17 protein-coding genes are annotated in these 19,158 nt (G+C 68.3%); 9 read left to right on the top strand and 8 right to left on the bottom strand.

Annotation, left to right across the window (positions count from 1 at the left end):
* Positions 1-101 precede the first annotated feature (101 nt).
* Positions 102-2,552 carry an endopeptidase La gene (gene lon / locus QHF85_RS38290; RefSeq protein ID WP_281332374.1) on the bottom strand — a complete coding sequence of 817 codons (2,451 nt, stop codon included), beginning with the start codon at positions 2,550-2,552 and terminating at the stop codon, positions 102-104.
* Positions 2,553-2,942: 390 nt separating this feature from the next.
* Here lon and QHF85_RS38285 point away from each other — a divergent pair, with 390 nt between their 5' ends.
* A complete protein-coding gene (locus QHF85_RS38285) occupies positions 2,943-3,809 on the top strand; it encodes an SUMF1/EgtB/PvdO family nonheme iron enzyme (protein ID WP_281332373.1) in 867 nt (288 codons plus the stop codon).
* A gap of 6 nt (positions 3,810-3,815) precedes the next feature.
* Here the strand turns inward: QHF85_RS38285 and fmt are convergent, their stop codons facing one another.
* The 6 genes from fmt to deoC all read right to left on the bottom strand — a co-directional run bounded on the left by fmt (position 3,816) and on the right by deoC (position 10,032).
* Positions 3,816-4,748, bottom strand: a complete 933-nt coding sequence (fmt, locus tag QHF85_RS38280; RefSeq protein ID WP_281332372.1) for a methionyl-tRNA formyltransferase — start codon at positions 4,746-4,748, stop codon at positions 3,816-3,818.
* A gap of 17 nt (positions 4,749-4,765) precedes the next feature.
* Positions 4,766-5,098: a hypothetical protein gene (locus QHF85_RS38275; protein WP_281332371.1), complete on the bottom strand. Its 333-nt coding sequence runs from the start codon at positions 5,096-5,098 to the stop codon at positions 4,766-4,768.
* Positions 5,099-5,105: 7 nt separating this feature from the next.
* On the bottom strand, positions 5,106-6,056 hold the full coding sequence (locus QHF85_RS38270) for an ATP-binding protein (RefSeq protein WP_281332370.1): 951 nt from the start codon (positions 6,054-6,056) through the stop codon (positions 5,106-5,108).
* 632 nt (positions 6,057-6,688) lie between these two features.
* Positions 6,689-7,639 carry an aldehyde dehydrogenase family protein gene (locus QHF85_RS38265; protein ID WP_281332369.1) on the bottom strand — a complete coding sequence of 317 codons (951 nt, stop codon included), beginning with the start codon at positions 7,637-7,639 and terminating at the stop codon, positions 6,689-6,691.
* Complete coding sequence (locus QHF85_RS38260; RefSeq protein ID WP_281332368.1) at positions 7,639-9,168, bottom strand: aldehyde dehydrogenase family protein; 1,530 nt, start codon at positions 9,166-9,168, stop codon at positions 7,639-7,641. Before QHF85_RS38260 ends, QHF85_RS38265 begins: the two co-directional genes overlap by 1 nt.
* A 12-nt stretch (positions 9,169-9,180) precedes the next feature.
* The gene (gene deoC, locus QHF85_RS38255; RefSeq protein ID WP_348652795.1) at positions 9,181-10,032 is read right to left on the bottom strand and encodes a deoxyribose-phosphate aldolase; all 852 of its coding nucleotides are present in this window, start codon (positions 10,030-10,032) and stop codon (positions 9,181-9,183) included.
* A gap of 263 nt (positions 10,033-10,295) precedes the next feature.
* On the opposite strand from deoC, the gene QHF85_RS38250 reads away from it, so the two are divergent.
* From QHF85_RS38250 to QHF85_RS38240, 3 genes are read left to right on the top strand one after another with little or no spacing between them, the layout of a single operon-like run.
* Positions 10,296-11,189: an alpha/beta hydrolase gene (locus QHF85_RS38250; protein WP_281332366.1), complete on the top strand. Its 894-nt coding sequence runs from the start codon at positions 10,296-10,298 to the stop codon at positions 11,187-11,189.
* A 24-nt stretch (positions 11,190-11,213) separates the two neighbouring features.
* Entirely contained in the window at positions 11,214-11,600 is a 387-nt protein-coding gene (locus QHF85_RS38245) for a pentapeptide repeat-containing protein (RefSeq protein WP_281332365.1), read from the top strand.
* 31 nt (positions 11,601-11,631) lie between these two features.
* Positions 11,632-12,309 carry a hypothetical protein gene (locus QHF85_RS38240; protein ID WP_281332364.1) on the top strand — a complete coding sequence of 226 codons (678 nt, stop codon included), beginning with the start codon at positions 11,632-11,634 and terminating at the stop codon, positions 12,307-12,309.
* A 421-nt stretch (positions 12,310-12,730) separates the two neighbouring features.
* Here the strand turns inward: QHF85_RS38240 and QHF85_RS38235 are convergent, their stop codons facing one another.
* Positions 12,731-14,245: a serine/threonine-protein kinase gene (locus QHF85_RS38235; protein WP_281332363.1), complete on the bottom strand. Its 1,515-nt coding sequence runs from the start codon at positions 14,243-14,245 to the stop codon at positions 12,731-12,733.
* 193 nt (positions 14,246-14,438) lie between these two features.
* On the opposite strand from QHF85_RS38235, the gene QHF85_RS38230 reads away from it, so the two are divergent.
* From QHF85_RS38230 to QHF85_RS38210, 5 genes are all read left to right on the top strand, one after another.
* The gene (locus tag QHF85_RS38230; protein ID WP_281332362.1) at positions 14,439-15,341 is read left to right on the top strand and encodes an NAD(P)-dependent oxidoreductase; all 903 of its coding nucleotides are present in this window, start codon (positions 14,439-14,441) and stop codon (positions 15,339-15,341) included.
* 264 nt (positions 15,342-15,605) lie between these two features.
* Positions 15,606-16,016 (top strand): hypothetical protein, encoded by a 411-nt coding sequence (locus QHF85_RS38225; protein ID WP_281332361.1) that lies wholly within the window; start codon positions 15,606-15,608, stop codon positions 16,014-16,016.
* Positions 16,017-16,196: 180 nt separating this feature from the next.
* On the top strand, positions 16,197-16,460 hold the full coding sequence (locus QHF85_RS38220; protein ID WP_281332360.1) for a hypothetical protein: 264 nt from the start codon (positions 16,197-16,199) through the stop codon (positions 16,458-16,460).
* 181 nt (positions 16,461-16,641) lie between these two features.
* Positions 16,642-17,271 carry a TetR/AcrR family transcriptional regulator gene (locus QHF85_RS38215; protein WP_281332359.1) on the top strand — a complete coding sequence of 210 codons (630 nt, stop codon included), beginning with the start codon at positions 16,642-16,644 and terminating at the stop codon, positions 17,269-17,271.
* The gene (locus QHF85_RS38210; RefSeq protein ID WP_281332358.1) at positions 17,268-18,956 is read left to right on the top strand and encodes a CocE/NonD family hydrolase; all 1,689 of its coding nucleotides are present in this window, start codon (positions 17,268-17,270) and stop codon (positions 18,954-18,956) included. The genes QHF85_RS38215 and QHF85_RS38210 overlap by 4 nt, the downstream gene beginning before the upstream one ends.
* The last annotated feature ends 202 nt before the right edge of the window (positions 18,957-19,158 follow it).

The raw sequence follows: 19,158 nt of genomic DNA, 5'->3' as shown, positions 1-19,158 counted from the left end.
CTCCGCGCGCTGTCGGGCGAGCGCGGGGATCGGCGCCACAAAAGGCCACGGGGGCGATGCGCGAAGCATCCCCCCCGTGGTTCATTTCGGACAAACCCGCGTCAGTTGCTGCTGGCCGTGGGTTGCTTCTCGGCGTCCTTCTTCTCGCCGTCGCGGGCCTCTTCGGTCGCCTCCGGCGCCGGCTGCGGCATCGACTCGAGCGCCGCTTCGAGCACCTGCTCCATGCGGCTCACGAAGAAGAACTGCAGCTCGTCGACGACCTCCTTCGGCACCTCCTCGAGGTCCGCGCGGTTCCTCTCGGGGACGATGATGCGCTTGATCCCCGCGCGGTGCGCCGCGAGCACCTTCTCCTTGAGGCCGCCGATCGGCAGGACGCGACCACGCAGCGTGATCTCGCCCGTCATCGCGACGTCGTGCCGGACCTTGAGGCCCGTCAGGAGCGAGACGAGAGCGGTGAACATCGTCACGCCCGCGCTCGGACCGTCCTTCGGCATCGCGCCCGCGGGGATGTGGATGTGGAGATCGCTCTTGTCGAGGAAGTCCTTCGGGATGCCGTACTTCAGGGCATTCGTCCGGACGAACGACAGCGCCGCCTGCGCGCTCTCCTTCATGACGTCGCCGAGCTGCCCCGTGAGCTGGAGCTTGCCGGTGCCGTACATGCGCGTCGCCTCGATGAAGAGGATCTCGCCGCCCACGCTCGTCCACGCGAGGCCCGTGGCCACGCCCGTGTCCGCCGTGCGCTCGGCGACCTCGCTCGTGTACTTCGGCGCGCCGAGGAACTCGTGCAGATCGTCCTCGTTGTCGACGCGACGCTTCTGCGTCTCGCCCTCGGCGACCTTCACCGCCACGCCGCGGATGACGCTCGCGATCTGGCGCTCGAGCGAACGGACGCCTGCCTCGCGCGTGTACCGCTCGATGATCTCCTCGAGCGCGCGATCGGTGATGTCGAGCTGCTCCTGCGTGAGGCCGTGATCCGAGAGCTGCTTCGGCAGGAGGTGCTGCCGCGCGATCGCGAGTTTTTCGCGACGCGTGTAGCCAGGGATCTCGAGGATCTCCATACGATCACGCAGCGGAGGCGGGATCGGGTCGGCCGTGTTCGCCGTGGCCACGAACATCACGTGCGACAGGTCGTACGGGATCTCGAGGTAGTGATCGGCGAACGTGTTGTTCTGCTCCGGATCGAGCACCTCGAGCAGCGCCGCGCTGGGATCGCCGCGGAAGTCGTGCCCGATCTTGTCGACCTCATCCATCATGAAGATCGGGTTGATCGTCCCCGACTTCTTCATGCCCTGGATGATCTGGCCGGGCAGCGCGCCGACGTAGGTGCGCCGGTGGCCGCGGATCGCCGCCTCGTCGTGCACGCCGCCGAGCGAGACGCGGTGGAACTTCCGACCGAGCGCGCGCGCGATGCTGCGACCGAGCGAGGTCTTGCCGACGCCGGGAGGCCCGAGCAGGCAGAGGATCGGACCCTTCTTGTCCTGCTTCAGCTTGCGCACCGCGAGGTACTCGAGGATGCGCTTCTTCACCTTCTCGAGGCCGTAGTGATCCTCGTCGAGGACCTTGCGCACCGCCGCGATGTCGAGGTTGTCCGTCGTCGACTGCGTCCACGGGATGTCGAGGATCCAGTCGAGGTACGTCCGAACGACCGTGTACTCGGCCGAGCCCACCTGCATCGTGCGCAGGCGCTTGAGCTGCTTCTTCGCGACGGTCTCCGCCTCCGTCGGCAGGTTCGCCTTCGCGATGCGATCCTCGAGGCCGTCGAGATCGCCCTGATCGCCGTCGTCCTCGCCGAGCTCCTCCTTGATCGCCTTGAGCTGCTGGCGCAGCACGTACTCGCGCTGGTTCTTGCCCATCTCCTCCTTGATCTGGGAGTTGATGCGCTCGCGCATCTTGAGGATCTCGAGCTGCCGCGTGAGCAGGCGCAGGACCTTCCGGATGCGCTCCTTCACGTCCACCGTCTCGATGAGCTGCGCCTTCTCCTCGACGGGCGCGTCGAGGTTCGCCGCCACGAGATCCGCGAGCGCGCCAGGCGCCTGGATCGAGTCGATCAGCGAGCCCGCCTCGCGCGGCAGCTCCGGCATCAGCTGGATGACCTGCTTGGCGATGTCGCGCAGGCTCATCGCGAGCGCCTCGGCCTCGACGTCCTCCGTCGCAGGCTCGTCGATGCGACGGATCTTCGCCTTCATGTACGGCGACAGCGTGGACACGCCTTCGAGACGGATCCGCGTCAGCCCCTGGAGGATGAGCGAGTAGTTGCCGGAGCTGTGCTTCAGCGCCTTGAGGACGCGGGCCGCACAACCGACCGGATAAAGATCCTCGGCCGCGGGATCATCCGTCGACGGATCCCTCTGTGCGAAGATCGCGATCACCGGCCCGGGAAGGTTGTCGACGTCTTCGACGAGGGCGACGCTCTTCTCACGGCCCACGTCGAACGGCGCGACCGCTCCCGGAAACAGCACGGCGTTGCGAATGGGGAGGACCGGCAGCTCGTCGCCGAAGACCACCTCCTCCTCGGAACGCGGCTGACTCGGCGGGTTTTTCTTTTCCGACATGAGACGATCTCCTCTGCGAAGCTACCCGGGACGGGAGCAGCTCCGACCGGCATCAGCGGCAATTGCTGGACCCTACAGAGGCCAGCTCACGAATAGCGTCAATCGGTTTGATGTCCTCCGCAGCCCCGCGGAGCAAGCAACGCCCGAACGGGGTCTCGGAGGCGGCGGTCAACGTAGACACGACGCACGCCCCATGCCAGGCCCCTGCGGGAGATTTCATCCGGCCTCGGGGTCCAAGGGGGTGCCGTAGGGCGTTCTCCGAGGTTTTGAAGAGCCCGCCACGGCTAGCGCCCACGTCCCGGGCGGGTACCATGCGCCCGGGAACAGGCTGCTCCTTCGCTCTGCGACCGCGAGCGCGCGGGCAGCCTTCGCCTTGCTGGAGGCCGCCGCTTGCTCGATCCGGTCGTCGCGACGTTGTCCCTCGCTGCCTACCTGCTCTACGTCCCCGCAGCGCCTTCGCTCGATCCAGGCCCGACCCCCGAGTGCCCGAGCGACATGCGCCTCGTCACGGGCACGCACGCCGACGAGATCCAGCACCTCTGCACGGACCCTCGCAAGGACGCGAAGACCACCCATTGCTTCGCCTATCACGAGGGCCTCACGGGCGAGGAAGGGTCGCGGAACGACATCCGCGTCTGCATGGATCAGTTCGAGGCGCCGAACCGCCGCGGCGCGCGGCCGCTCGTGATGCAGTCGTTCCGCATGGCCGAGCGCTGGTGCGGCGAGCGCGGCAAGCGCGTGTGCAGCGAGCAGGAGTGGGAGCTCGCCTGCGAGGGCGGAGAGCGCAGGCCCCTCGCGTACGGCTGGCAGGTGAACCGGACGCAATGCAACAGCGACAAGGGGTGGCGTCCGTTCGACGCGCGCGCACTCGCGGCCGGCGGCGAGGACGAAAAGAAGGAGCTCGAGAAGCTCTGGCAAGGGTCGACGAGCGGCTCGTACCTGAGCTGCGTCTCGCCGTTCGGCATCTACGACATGATGGGCAACGTCGAGGAGTGGGTCGCGACGCGGCCCGGACGCAAATTCCCCGGCGCGCTCATGGGCGGATTCTGGGCGAAGCCGTGGACGGGCTGCCGCGGGACGAACGACGCGCACGAGCCGGGTTTCACGTTTTACGAGACGGGCTTCCGCTGCTGCGCCGATCCCGGCAAGCTCTCCGATACGACGAAGGCGAAGGTCGACGGCGACGGAACGAAGGACGAGAGCGGCGACGCGAAGCCGAAGCCGGCGAAGAAGAAGCGGAAGAAGCGCGCGGGATAGGGAGCGTCAAGCGCCGAGGATCATGCCCTTCGCGAGGGCACGACCGGCCACGAGCTCCTGCGCGGACAGAGGCTTCCGCCCTTCGAGCTGCCCACGCACGAGCGTGATCGAGCCCGCGCCACACGCGATCTCCGCGCCCCATTTGTCCGCGGCGGTGATCTCGCCGGGCGCCCCGCGCACACCTTGCTCGGTGGCTACCTTCGTTGCGAGCACCTTCAGCCCTTTGCCTGCGCACGTCGTGAACGCGCCGGGCCACGACGTCATGCCGCGGACGTGATCGTGCACGGCGCGGGCAGGCTTCGACCAATCGACGCGACCGTGCTCCTTGTCCAGCAGCGGCGCCATCGTCGCCGCCGCAGGATCCTGCGGCGCAGCGACGAGCTCCCCCGACACGGCGCGGGCGAAATCCTCACGCACGACGCGCGCCGCGAGCGCGCCAAGCTCGACGTAGAGCTCATCGGCGGTCATGTCCTCGCCGATCGGGATCCGGTGCGTGGAGTAGACCGGTCCCGTGTCCATGCCCTCGTCCATCTGCATGAGGCAGACGCCGGTCTCGCGCTCGCCGTTCACGATGGCCCAGGTGATCGGCGCCGCGCCGCGGTACTTGGGCAGGATCGACGCGTGCAGGTTCATGCAGCCGCGGCGAGGCGTGTCGAGCACGGTCTTCGTCAGGATGCGGCCATAAGCGATGACGAGCGCGACGTCGGCGTTCGTCTCCGCGATGAGCTGGGCGAACTCCGGTGTTTTGACCTTGAGCGGTTGCTCGACGCGCAAGCCGAGCTCGAGGGCACGCTGCTTGACGGGCGGCGCACGCAGCTCGAGGCCACGACCGGCCGGGCGATCAGGCTGGCAGATGACGAGCGGGATCTCGGCGATCGCATGGAGCGCGTCGAGCGCAGGGACGGAGATGGCAGGGGTGCCGAAGAAGAGGGCGCGCACGGGCGGGGTGTAGCGCTTCAGAGGCGGCGGAGGAAGTCGGTGAGGGGCTGGAGCTCGGGACGGGAGAAATCGAAGACGCCATCCCTCGCTCCAGGGCCCAGGCGAGGATCCTCGTCGCTGAGGACCGAGAGGAGCGCACTGATCCGTCCTTTGTCGGGGCTTTTTGCCCGATGACCTTGGCCGTCCATGCAGGCGAGGAATGTCTCGACGCACGCCCTCGGCCCAGCATTCTCGGGGTCGTTCGACCAGGCTCGCCAGACGAGGGACTCGATCTCGCCGGTGTTGCCGTCGCCGTAGCCCTCGACGAGCAGCACTCGGCTGGCCGCCTTGAGATCATGCAGGTGGGTCATCGCGATCTCAACGAAGCTCGATGTCGGCGGCGATGGCCGCTTCGATGTGCTTGCGGTCCAGCGTGCGTCCCTCCGCCGCATCGCCCAGGCGGTAGAGCTGGATCACGCGAAAGTCGTAGTGCTCGCGCTCCGCGAAGCACTCGTGTGCAGCAACGAAGCACTCCCGCGAGTGGGTCGTGGCGAAGACCTGGATGCCGAGGCGCTCGGCGACTTCGGCGATCCCCTTCCAGACCGTGGGGAGCGCGGTGTAGTGGATGCCGTTCTCGATCTCGTCGATGAAGCAAAGGTTCGGCTTGTGGCCGATGAGCGCCGAGAAGATCCCGACGAGCCGGTAAATCCCCTGCCCTGCCTGGGAGAGCGGGATGCGTTCGCGCAGACCCACATCGACGGCGATGAACGGCTTCGAATCGACCGCGTCGATACGCACGGAGCGGATACGGCCATCGACCTTGTTGAGAAGCGAGACCAGCAACTGCTCGTCTTCGGGTGCGCGGACCGTCTCCGCGAAGGCGTCGATCATCGAATCGGGCGATCGCTGCTGAACGGAGACCGCATGGATGAAGAGCTTGGACAACCGCCTGCTGTGAAGGAGACGAAGCTCGCCTTGCTGCCAACCAAGCTCCAGCTCGTCGCCCTCGGTAGCCGCCGAATCGCCCTTCACCAAGAGGATACGCCTCTGCGGTGAAGCCGAGGCCACCGCCTTCAGCTCGGCTTCCACGACATCCGCGCCATGCTTCGGCAACCACCTATAGAAGCGCTCGTCCACCGTCCCTGCGTTGGCACGGAAGAGCCCGGGCATGTTCTTCATCATGCCGGGATTCGCGAGCAACGTGAGCGCCTCCAGCAGCGACGTCTTCCCCGTGTTGTTCTCACCAACGACGAGGTTCACACGGCCGAGATCGCTCAAGGCGAGCCGGGAGAACCCGCGAAACCGTTCGATCTCGATCGACTGGAACATGCGCCTCGCCGTTCCTTGCCCGTTCACCCGCCCAGCGGCAAGCCCCTCGCCGGCCGAGCGCAACAAACGCCCTGACGAGCCTCCGCCCTCGTCGGACAAGAGCCGCTGAACACCCCTGCAAAACGCAGCGTGCCAGCTCCCGACCGAGGGATCCCCGACGCAAAACCCCACGCCGCCTCTGCTCCGCGTGTCTTGCACGCATGCAAATCGACGCTCCCGGCTCCGCAGACGGCACTTGCACGCGTGCAAGCGAGGTCCTCGCGGCTGCGAGGCGGCGCTTGCGTGCACGCAAGCGGGTCCCTCGCGCCTGCGAGGCGACGCTTGCGTGCACGCAAGCGGCATCCCGCACACACGACGGACGCGTTTGCATGTACGCGAGAGCGATCCATCTGTGTGCGAGGTCGCGCTTGCACGCGTGCAAGCGCATGGATCAAACGTCGCTGGCTGCCTTCGCACGCGCGCGAGCCCCCCCTCGCACGCGGCTTCGTTCGATTTGCATGCATACAGGGCCGCCCGCGCGCGCGGCTCCTCCGCTTCGCGTCGGCGCAAGCGTGGCCGCGTGCCGATCACGCAGGCGTGATCACGTGTGCAAACAGGGGTCGTGAGGGGAGAGAAGAGGGGACGGGCGTCGTCTACACGCCCGACGGGTGCCAGATCGTCTTCATCTCGACGAACCGCTCGATCCAGCGCGGACTCGTCGCGCTGTCCGCGTCGAACCACGCCGCCTCGTCGATCGATCGCGCCCGCACGCGCTTCACGTTCACGATCGCCGCCTCCTCCGCCTTGCGCGCGAGCTCCGGCGTCACGTCGTGCAGATCGAGCGCCGCCACCTCCATGTGCTTCGCGAGGTGCGGGAGCAGCTCGGCCGCGCGGCCCGTGAGCACGTTGATCACGCCGCCCGGCAGATCACTCGTCGCGAGCGCCTCGCCGAGCACGAGCGCCGTGCGCGGATCGGCCTCGCTCGCGAGCACCACGACCGTGTTGCCCGCCGTGATGATCGGCAGCACCGCGCCGATCAACCCGAGCAGCGCCGGGCGCGCCGGCGCCACGACGCCGACCACGCCCATCGACTCGGGCACCGTGAAGTTGAAGTGCGGCCCGGCGACCGGATTCAGGCTCGAAAACAAGCTCTGGTACTTGTCCGCCCAGCCCGCGTACGAGACCACGCGATCGATCGCAGCCGCCGTCTCGCTCGCCGCCTGCGACGCATCGAGCCCGCCGCGCTCGAGCGCGCGCGAGAGCTCGCCTTGCCGCGCTTCGAGCATCTCCGCGAGCCGGTAGAGGATCTGCCCGCGGTTGTACGCCGTTCGGCCGGCCCACCCCTCCCACGCACCGCGCGCCACGACGACCGCGTCGCGCACGTCCTTGCGGGAGGCCCACGGCACGTTCTCCTTCGTCCCTCCGAGGCTCATCGGATCCGCCACCTGGATGTACCTGCCCGACTCCGATCGAACGAACTGCCCGCCGACGAGCATCTTGTAGGCCTTCCGCACCGACAAACGAGCGGGCGGAACGAACCCGTTCTCGCGCTCGTCCGTGCGGGCAGGCGCCCCTGCCGTCTCCTTGTCCTTCGCGCGCGCCATCAGTCCACCTCGAGATACGGCAAGAGCCCTTGCCGGCCGCCCTCGCGGCCGAACCCGCTTTCCTTGTAACCGCCGAACGGAGAGCTCGGATCGAACTTGTTGTACGTGTTCGCCCAGACGACCCCCGCGCGCAGCCGCTGCGAGACCCAGAAGCTCTTCGAGCCCTTGTCCGTCCAGACGCCCGCGCTGAGGCCGTACATCGTGTTGTTCGCCTTCTCGATCGCCTCGTCGGGCGTACGGAAGGTCATCACGGCGAGCACCGGCCCGAAGATCTCTTCGCGCGCGATGCGATGCGACTGCGACACGCCCGTGAAGAGCGTCGGCGCGAACCAGTAGCCGCGCTTCGGCAGCTCGCACGGCGTCGAGAAGCGCTCGGCGCCCTCGCGCTCGCCGGCCTCGACGAGCTCGCGGATCTTGTCGAGCTGCATCTTCGAGTTGATCGCGCCGACGTCCGTGTTCTTGTCGAGCGGATCGCCCACACGCAGCGTCTGCATGCGGTCGCGGAGCTTCTGCATGAGCGGCGCGAAGGCGCCCTCCTCCACGAGCAGGCGCGAGCCCGCGCAGCAGACGTGCCCCTGGTTGAAGAAGATGCCCGAGATGATCCCCTCGACCGCCTGATCGAGCGGCGCGTCCGCGAACACGATGTTCGCCGCTTTGCCGCCGAGCTCGAGCGTGAGCTTCTTCTTCGTCCCCGACAGGGCCTTCTGGATCCGCTTGCCCACGTCGGTCGATCCCGTGAACGCGACCTTGTCCACGTCGGGATGCGCGACGACCGCCGCGCCCGTCGCGCCCGCGCCCGTCACGATGTTCACCACGCCCGGCGGCAGATCACACTCCTCGATGATCTTCGCGAGGAGCAGCGCCGTGAGCGGCGTCGTCTCCGCGGGCTTGAGCACGCACGTGTTGCCCGCCGCGAGCGCGGGCGCGAGCTTCCACGCGGCCATGAGCAGCGGGAAGTTCCACGGGATCACCTGCCCCGCGACGCCGAGCGGGCGCGGCGAGCGACCCGGGAACGCGTACGCGAGCTTGTCGGCCCAGCCCGCGTAGTAGAAGAAGTGCGCCGCGACGAGCGGCAGGTCGACGTCGCGCGACTCCTTGATCGGCTTGCCGCCGTCCATCGTCTCGACGATGGCGAACTCGCGCGCCTTCTCCTGGATCACCCGCGCGATGCGGTAGATGTACTTGCCGCGCTCGATCCCGGAGAGCTTCGACCAGTATTTTTCGTACGCCGCGCGCGCCGCCTTCACGGCGAGATCCACGTCTCGCTCGCTCGCCTCCGCGACCTCGGCGAGCTTCTGCTCGGTCGAGGGGCTCACGGTATCGAAGTACTTGCCCGACGACGGCGCGACCCACTTGCCGCCGATGAAGAGCTCGTAACGCGGATCGATCCGCACATGATCGGCGGCCTCGGGCGCGGGCGCGTAGATCCACGCCTTGCCGAACTCGAGCGCGGCCTGCTTCGCAGGCGACGACGGGGCCGCGTGGGTCTCGCCGTTCGTCGCAGAGGCGATCGTTTCCTTGGCGGTCATCGTGTCTCCTCGTCAGTCCTTGCTGAAGTAGTCGCCCGACTGGTAGGCGCCCGTGCGCTGCGTCTCGAGCTGCATGAGCACGTCGTTGAGCAGCGTGGACGCGCCGAGCCGGAAGAGATCCGGCGTGAGCCACGCATCCCCGAGCGTCTCCTTCACGAGCACCAGGTAATGAAGCGCCTGCTTCGCCGTGCGGATCCCGCCCGCCGGCTTCATGCCGATGCGCTTGCCCGTCGCGTAGAAGAAGTCGCGGATCGCCTCCAGCATCACGAGCGTCACGGCGGGCGTCGCCGCCGGCGTGACCTTGCCCGTCGACGTCTTGATGAAGTCCGCGCCCGCGAGCATCGCGATCTGGCTCGCCTCGCGCACGAGGTCATACGTGCCGAGCTCGCCGGTCTCGAGGATCACCTTGAGATGCGCTTGTCCGCACGCCTCTTTCGTCGCCGCGATCTCGTCGAAGATGCGCGTCTTCTCGCCCGCGAGCAGCGCGCCGCGATCGATGACCATGTCGATCTCGTCGGCGCCCCAAGCGACCGCGCGCCGGACGTCGTCGAGCTTCACGTCGAGCGCCGAGAGCCCGCTCGGGAACGCCGTCGCCACGCTCGCGACCTTCACGCTCGACCCGGCGAGCGCGCGCTTCGCCACGGGGACGAGCTTCGGGTACACGCAGATCGCAGCGCACGGCGGCACCTCGGGCGAGGCATGAGGCCGCATCGCCTTCTGGCAGAGCTGCGTCACCTTGCCCGGCGAGTCCTTCCCTTCGAGGGTCGTGAGATCCATCATCGCGATGGAAAGCAAGAGCCCCGCGACCTTCGCTTCCTTCTTGATGCTGCGCTTGCCGAGGGCCGCCGCGCGCTCCTCGACCATCACCTTGTCCACGGTGGGCGCCGAGAAATCGGGGTACGTCCGCGCTCCGCTCGGCCCCGCCGCGCCCTTGCCATTGCCGCCTTCTGCAGCCATCGACCGGCCTCCGGGGGTTTGGGGGCAGAGCCCGGCTCAGCCGGGCGAGCCCCCATCATCGGGAGAGGTTCGAGGCAAAGCCCAGCTCGTCCGGGCGAGCCCCCAACGTCTACCGGCGCGGACGCTAGCAGAACTATCCGCGCCGGGGCATCCCTGCTAAGGGTGGCAAGGTGCAGAGCGGATCGGGCCTCGTCTTCGTCAATGGAATCCGCCTCTACATTCACCGCTTCCAGCCCGCCAGCGCACGACCGAGCGGCCTGACGGTCCTGCTTCTCCACGGATACCTCGACTCGGGCGCCACCTGGGATCTCGTGGCCGAACCCCTCGCGCGCGCCGGGCACGACGTCCTCGCGCCCGATCTTCGCGGGTTCGGCGAGAGCGACTCCGTCGGCGCAGGCGGCTACTACCACTTCCCCGATTACGTCAGTGACCTCTCGTCGCTGCTCGACATCCTCGCGCCGAAGCGCCTCGCCCTCGTAGGCCACTCGATGGGCGGAACGATCGCCGCACTCTTCGCCGGCGCAAGGCCGCAGCGCGTCGACCAGCTCGTGCTGCTCGAAGGCCTCGGCGCGCCCATCACCGAGCCGGGCACGGCCGTCGATCGCATGCGCACCTGGCTCGACGACATGCGCTCGCTCGATCGCACCCCACGCCCCGTCGGCTCCTTCGACGAGGCCCTCGATCGCCTCGCACGCAGGCACCCGCAGGTGCCCCGCGCGATCCTCGAGAGCCGCGCGCGTCTGCTGACGCGCACCCACTCGGGCCGATTGTCCTGGGCCTACGATTCCATGCACCGCACGACGGCGCCGGTGCCGTTCCACCTGGAGTCGTTCAAGTGCTTCCTCCGCCGCATCACGGCGCCCACGCTCTACGTGAGCGGCGGCGTGAACGGTCTGCGTTTGCCCGACGAGGCCGAGCGGCTCGCCTGCATCCCGAGCACACTGCACGTCGACCTGCCCGACGCAGGCCACATGATGCACTGGACCGCGCCCGAAGCGCTCGCCGAGCGTCTGCTACGCTTCTTCGCGTCGCCGCCCGAGAGCCGTCCGCCCCCGCCGCGCTGACCTCTTTCGACAAGGAGCGATCGCTTGGCCGAAATCACGCGCAAGGAGCTGATCCTCGCCCTCATCGCCGCAGGGGATCACCCGAGGCTCATGGGCGTCGATCTGTCGGGGCTCGATCTCTCCGGCCTCGCGCTGCACCGCGCGAACCTCGCCCGCGCAAACCTCTCCGGCGCGAACCTGATCATGGCGAACCTCTTCGGCGCAAACCTGAAAGGCGCAAACCTGAAGGGCGCAAACCTCACGCGCGCCGACCTCGAAGGCGCCTACCTCGCCGGCGCAAATCTCACCGGCGCCATCCTCGTCGACGCCATCCTCACAGAAGCAAACCTGACGGACGCCATCCTCGACGGCGCCGATCTCACGCGCACCGTTCTCGACGACGTGAAGGGCTACCGCGCCACGCCCGATTGAATTTTCGAGCGCAAAGGGCCACGCTGAACGCATGCGAACCCCGCGCTTCTTCTCCTTCGCTTCCCTGCCGTTCCCCCTCCTCTCGCTCGCACTCGCAACCGGCCTGCTTCTCACCGTGTCAGGCTCCGGATGCGGGACCGATCGCGCCTGCTTTTACTGGAGCGACCTCGAAGGCGCCTGCCCCTCACAAGGCGAGGCGCTCGACTTCTTCCAGGGCGATTTCTGCTCGAGCTCCATCAGCTCGGTCGACAGCGAGGGCACCTTCGAAGGCGACACCTGCTGTTACGACGTGTCCGAAGACAGCTCGAGCTTCGGGAACTGCACCGAGCCGACCCCGTTCCCACCCGGGGGGCCCTCGGTCGCCGTCGGCGTCGGCGGCGCCCCCGCAACCGGCGGCTTCGGCGGAATCGGCGGCGGAACCGGCGGCGTGGCCGGCGGCGGCGGCTTCGGCGGAGCCGGCGGCGGAGGGACATGCGCATCATGCAAGCAATTCCTGCTCGACGAGATGCCCCCCGAGCTCTGCCCCGCGTCCGTCCCGCTCTACGAAGCCTTCACCGACTGCAAGTGCCTCGGCACCTGCGCAGCCGTGTGCGGCGAAGCCTGCATGTCGAGCCAAGTCCCCGGCACCGAGTGCGAAAACTGCCTGCTCGACACCTCGTCGAACGGCTGCGGCATGCAGTTCTTCGCCTGCTCGAACGACGGGAACTGAGCAGCGTCACAGCGCTTCGCTGGGGCTTTGCCCCAGGCCCCACCAGGGGCTGTCCGCCCCTGGACCCGGACCAGCGCAAGCGCTGGACTCGGGGTCGATGAACTGCGCGATGCGCAGTTCATCGAACGGGCCAGGTCAAGACCGCAACCGATCCTGCCAACCAAGACAGCCGCGCTGACGGTTCAACGGGCGATGCGGTGCCACCAACGGCCTGTGGGAAGAACTGCGCGAAGCGCAGTTCTTCCCCCTGAGGTCCAGGGCTGGCCCTGCAAAACGGGGGGGCGGACAGCTTAAAAAACTTTCCCCGCATCGACTGCGCTTCGCGCAGTCGATGCCCAGAGGTCCAGGGCTGGCCCTGGTTCGGGTCGAGGGGCGAACAGCCCCCGCGGGGCCCGGGGCAGAGCCCCGGCGCGACGCTCCCTTAAAAATTGATCTTGCCGACGTTCGGCGCCGGCCCTGTCGGCGTGGGCGCCTTCGCGCTGCCTGTGCCTGCGGTGCCGAAGGGCTTCGCGGAGAACGCGCCGCTCCCGAGCGCCCCTGCGGGCTTCTGGCTTGACGTTGGCTGCGGCGTGGTTGCGGCTGGCTCGACTTCGAGGCCGTCGCCTTCGGTGCTCGGCGTTGGCGCGGCTGCGGATGGCGTTGGCGCGGGTGTCGGCGCGGCGCTTGGCGTGGGGGCTTGCGGCGTCGCTGCGGGCGAGACGGGCGGGACAGACTCGGTGGGCCTTGCGTTCAGGAAAAACGCTGCGGCTCCGCCTACGCCTGCTGCGAGTGCGAGGAACACGAGACCCACGACGGCTGCGGGGGACATGCCGCGACGCTGCGACGCTGCGGGGACGGAGAGCGCTGCTGCGACGCTCGCGCTTGGGGCCGAGGTCGGCCCACCTGGGAGCGAGGGCCGATCTTGCACCGGCATCATCGCGTGCTGCGCTTGCGCGGCTTGCTGCGGATACGGCATGGGCGTCTGCGTCGCGGGGTAGCCGGGGTACGACGCTTGCGACTGCCTCGGGTTCGACACGCTCGACGGCGAGAGCAGGTGCCTCGCCGCGCTGTGCTCGAAGGCTGCTGCGCGCACCGCGTCTTGCAGCGCGCGCAGCTCGTTCAGCATGTCCTCGGCCTTCTGGTAGCGCATCTGCGGCCGGCGCTGCAGTGCGCGCGTCACCACGTTGACGAACCCTTGCGAGATCCGATCGTTTCGCCCCGTTTGCAGCGGCGTCGCGTCTGTCATCAGCTTGGCGCGCGCGAGCTCGGCGTCTTGTGCGTCGCCGAAGATGTGACGCCCTGCGATCGCGCGGTAGAGCATCGCGCCGACGGCGTAGAGATCGGAGGCTGCGGTCACGTCGCGCGAGTTCAGGATCTGCTCGGGCGCCATGTACTCGAGCGTCCCGAGGGCCATGTCTGCGCGCGTCAGGTTCGTCTGTTCGAGATCCTCGCCTGCGCCGGACTCGATGCGACCCATGCCGAAGTCGACGATGATCGCGCGCGTCCTGCCGTGTTGCTGCGGCTCCATCATGATGTTGCCGGGCTTCATGTCGCGGTGGATGACGTGTGCGCGGTGCAGATCGCAGAGCGCGTCTACCACGTCGCATCCGACGTCGATCGCTTCCTCGACGGAGAGCCTTCGCTGGTGCAGCACCTTCGAGAGCGGCTGGCCCTCGATGTACTCCATGACGAGCACGAGCCCGACGCTTGGGTCTTCGACGAAGTCGACGACGCGCGCGACGTGATCGCTTCGGATGCGGCCGAGCAGGTTCGCCTCGCGCCGGAAACGTGCGACCACCTCGCGATCGTAGGCAGCGGCGGCGAGCAGCGTCTTGATCGCCACTTTCATGCCGATCGCGAGGTGCTCACCGGCCCACACCTCGCCCATGCCGCCCGCGCCGACACGCGCGTCGACCCGGTACCGTCCCGCGATGATTGAGCCCGGAGCCAGATCCATACGATCGGCCATGCTAACGGAAACGGAGACCGAACCGGCAAAAGGTTGCGCATCGAGCGCACGAGCCCGGTCCGTCGCGTCGGGAAACGCCTGTATCTTTTTCCACACACGGCGAGGACACGCCGCCCTGCACGAACGCGCCGGGCCCGCCTCGAGGCGTGCGCTTGGGTCGGGACGGCGGTAACGGTCCTCCGTGCAAATCGTCTTCTGCGGAACGGGCTGGTTCCCCATCGTCGACGCCATCCGGGCGCGGTTGCCTTCGGGTGTTGCGCTTCGCTCGTGGGATCCGGGCTTGCCGCTCGCGGGCCAGGTCGAGGATGCCGACGTCCTCTTGCCTTCGAACGCGCGCCTCGACGCGGAGGTCATCGCCGCGCCGCGCCATTTGCGCCTCATCCAGCAGCCGGCGGTCGGCACGGAGGGCATCGACCTCGTGGCGGCGCGCGCCCGGGGCGTACCTGTGTGCAACGCGCCTGGCACGAACGGGCAATCGGTCGCCGAGGCGGCGCTCTTCTTGATCCTGGCGCTCGCGCGCCGCTTCCCTCGTGCTGCGCGTGCCTTCGCCGAGCGCTCCATCGGCGCGCCGCTCGGTGTCGAGCTTGCTGGGCGTACGCTCGGCGTCCTTGGCCTCGGCCGCTCGGGTACGGCGCTCGCCCGCATCGCCGAGGCCCTTGGCATGCGCATTCTTGCTGCGCGCAGCACCACGTCTCGCGAGGACGTGCTCGATCTTGCCGCCCGGGCCGACGTGATCAGCATCCATTGCCCGCTCACGCCGGGGACGCGTGGCCTCGTCGGGGAGGCGTTTCTTTCGCGGGTGAAGCCTGGGGCGCTGCTCGTCAATGTTGCGCGGGGCCCGATCGTCGATCGAGGCGCGCTCCTCCACGCGCTGGAGACGGGCCGGCTCGGCGGCGCTGGGCTCGACGTGTTCTGGGAAGAACCTTGGGATCCGGCGGATCCACTTTATCGGCGCGACGATGTCGTCGTCTTGCCGCACGTCGCGGGGTCCACGGAGGAGGCGTTCGCGCGCATTGCGGACATCGTCGCGGGCAATGTCCACCGTCTCGTTCGGGGGGAGCCGCTGCTGCATCGGATTGCGTGAGGTCTGGGCGCGGCTGGGGGAACAGGGGAATTCCACATTCACCATTGACCCTCGACGCGTACCTTTCCGTGTGTGTTGACATCGCCGGTAACAGGAGCGACCATCCCCCGCTGGTACGACGGACGCCCCTGCTTTCCCGGGACGATCTCTCCGTGCTCCTCGGCCGCTTCCTGGACGCTCTCCCCCTTACGACCTCTACGCAAAAAAGCTCGTGTCTCCTGCCTCGGCGGGACGCGTTCGAGCGCGCGCAGATGCATTGACGGCATGAAGACCCATCACATCGGACGACACACGCTCATCTATGGCGATGACGACGTGTCCACCATGATCTACCGCGGCCCCGTCTCGTGCGACGAGATGCGCGCGGTCCTCGCGACGGAGGATCTCTCGAACGTGCCCGACGCCGTGCTCCTGATCTGCGACATGCGGGAGTTCGGGGGAATGGACGGCGAGACGCGGCGCCTCGGCGCGACGAACCCCAAGCCCGCAAAGCGGTATTTCACGGCCTACCTCGGCGGCGGCTTCAGCATGCGGGTGTTCGTGAACATGTGGAATCGGGCGACGAACTTCATCCACGGCGAGAAGTACGTGGCCGGGTTTTTCGAGGACGAGGCGTCCGCGCGGGCGTGGCTCCTTTCGCAAAGGGAAGCGTTCGAGCGCGAAGACAAGCACTGAACGAGCGCCGCCAGCCAAGCGGCCGCGACGACCCTCTTGACGTACGTCGTCGCACAGACTTTGATGCGCTCCAAGCTCGGACGGTCCAAGGAATCGCGTGTGGCAACCCCTGATTGTGGCGCCCCACGTTCCCGGATCCCAGCTCACGAAGTCGAAGGAGTCTGTGCTGTCATGTCAAGAATGATTTCCCAAGCCGCCGCCGCGCTGGCGTTGCTCGTGAGTCTCGCTGGCTGCTACATCGCCGGGTCGCAGGCGCATTTCATGGATACGGGGCTCCCCAAGGCCGCTTTCGACATGCACTGCGAGAAGGAAAAACTGACCGTCACCCAGCTCGCCCATGGCTCCATGGGCGTGCAGGGCTGTGGCAAACAGGGTCGGTACGAGTTCGTCAACGGTGGTGGTTGGGTGCTCAATTCCGCGGAAGGTCTGGACGAAGGCAAGTAATGGTTCTCGGGCGTCGAGGGGGCCCGCATCGAATGCGGTGCCCCCTTGGCACCAATATGGGGGGCGGGGGCGAAGGCGGGGGCGGAGGCGCGTGGGGGAGCGCGTGCGGTCGTGGGGCCTTGTGTAAGTTGTACTTACTTGCTAAGTAAGTACAACTTACTTCCAGCGGGAGCGCGCCCCCATGCCGGTGAGCAGACGGATCAAGAAGAAGTCCGCGGACGCCTACCACCACGGCGATCTGCGACGTGCCCTCATCGACGCCGCGGCCGCGGCCGTGGCCAGGGAGGGCGTCGACGCCTTGAACGTGTCCTCGCTGGCCAAGCGCCTCGGCGTCACCGGGGGCGCGCCGTTTCGCCACTTCGAGAGCCGCCTCGCGCTCCTCGTCGCCGTGGCCGAGGAGGGGGCGCGACGCCTGCTCGAGCGCATGGATGCTGCGGCGGGCAGCACCCTCGATCCGCTGGAGAAGGAGCGCGCACGCGGCATCGCCTACGTGCGCTTCGCCGTGGAGGAGCCCGGCGCCTTTCGCGCGCTCACCCACGCCGACGTCGTCGCCGCGTCGGCGCTCCTGCAGCAGATGGCCGCCGCCTGGCAGAAGACCATGGACGAGGTGCTCGGGCGCGACCACCAGGGCGTGTCGAGCCCCGCGCTCGTCTCCCGCAGCGCGGGGATGCTGGCCGCGCAAGCCCTCACCTACGGGCTCGCGCGCATGATCACCGACGGGCTGCTCGGCGACCTCAGCGCCGAAGAGGCCGAGCGCCTGACGTACGAGATCACCGGCGTCCTCGGCGTCGGGCTGGGAGCTTCGTCATGAAACGTGTCGTCAAGATCGTCGGAATCGTCTTCGGCGTGCTCGTGGCGCTCGTCGCAATCGCCGCGGGCGTGTTCATGGCCCTGCAGCCCGAGAGGCCCCGAGCGCGCGTCAGCCGCCCCGAGGTCGTCATGCGAGACGGCGTGAAGCTCGCCGCCGACGTCATCCTCCCCGAGCCCATGCCGGCCGAGCGTGTCCCCGTCGTCCTCTTTCAAACGCGTTATTGGCGAAGCTTCGCGACGCGATTCCCCGATCAGCCCGGCGTGCCGCCACTCGGCCCGCGCGACGCCTCGGTCGATGCGCTCGTCGCTGCGGGGTATGGAGTCGTCGTCGCCGACGTCCGGGGCACGGGCGCGTCGGAGGGGGCCTGGCCGCGCCCGTGGTCCGACGAGGAGGTGGCCGACGCGAGCGATCTGATTGCGTGGATCGCGGCGCAGCCCTTCTGCGACGGGCGCGTCGGCGTGGCGGGCGTCTCGTACGAAGGGACGACCGCGCTCCTGTCGGCGACGACGACGAACCCCGCGCTCCGGGCGGCGCTCGTGCGCGAGGTCGAGTGGGATTTGCTCGACGAGCTCCTCGCGCCCGGCGGCGTGCGGAACACGTCGTTCATCGATGCATGGGGCAAGGACGTGGCCGGCCTCGACAGGAACCAGGTGCCAGCCTTTTTTCCTGCGCCCGCGAAATACATCGTGACCGGCGTTCATCCTGTGGACGGCGACGAAAAAGGCCTCGGCCTCGCCAAGCTCATCGGCGAAAGGCGCGTGGCCGACGTCGCGGGCGCGGTCGTCGATGTGCGCGGCCCGTCGGATCTTTTCGCGGGCGTGCCCATCGCGAAGGTCGGCCCGGCCGCTCACGCGGAGAGGCTCGCGCAGACGAAGGCCGCCGTGGGGCTCTGGGGGAGCTTCTGGGACGCCGCCACGGCGGACGCGGTCTTGAGAGCCGATCGCGCAATGCCGCTCGTCGAGGCGGTCATTGGCCCGTGGACGCACGAGGGAAACGAATCCGCGAGCCCTTTTGGCCCGCGCGCGGGCGCCGCGGTGAAGGTCGACGACGTCGTCGCGTTCTTCGATCGCCATTTGAAAGGAACAGCGCCGGCTGCGCCGAAGCGTCGGTACTGGGTCGCCGGCGCGGAGGTGTGGCGCGAGGGGGACGCGTGGCCCACGACGCGCGCCGCGACGTATTCGCTGGCCTCGGGAGGCAAGCTCGTTCGAGACGCGGCGGCGCTCGAGGCGCGGCTCGACGTCGACTTCCAGGCGACCACGGGGACGAAGAACCGCTGGGTGACCGGCCTCTTGCGCCCCGTCGATACGGGCGACCGCGCGAAGGCCCGGGGACTCTTGTCCTTCGACCATGCGCCGCTCACCGACACGTTATCGGTCTTCGGCGCGCCGGTGCTGCGCTGCCAGGTCACGGCGGACGGAGACGAATCCGCGCTTTTCGCCTACCTCGAGGCGAAGCTCGCGGAGGGGCCCACGCGTCTGCTCACCGAGGGCGTCGCGCGCATTCGTGGCGGCGCCATCGAGGTGCGTCTGCGGCCCATCGCATTCGAGCTGCCGCCGGGATCGTCGCTGCGGGTCTCGCTCGCCGGCGCCGATGCCGACACCTTCGAGCGCGTCCCCGCGAAAGGATCACGCTCGATGGCATTCGCCGCCCCCTGCGCGATCGAGCTTCCCGTCGTGGTCCCTTGAGGGCAAGGCCGATTCACCGTCGAACCCTCCAGGATGAAATGAGAAGGGCGGCTGCGCCGTCCCGGCGGCGGGCGACCGTGAAGGCCGCCCCACCCTTCGTCCAGGGACACGGGAATCATCCCCCGCCGCTGCCCTCCCCCTTCTGCCGCGACCGCCTCCCCTCTATCCTCCTCGATCTTCCCTTCCGTCAAAGGAGGAGCCC

Source organism: Polyangium sp. 6x1, assembly GCF_029946515.1.
Lineage (GTDB): Bacteria > Myxococcota_A > Polyangia > Polyangiales > Polyangiaceae > Polyangium.
The sequence above is the reverse complement of the archived record's forward strand: the minus strand, read 5'-3'. Positions and strand labels throughout refer to the sequence as shown.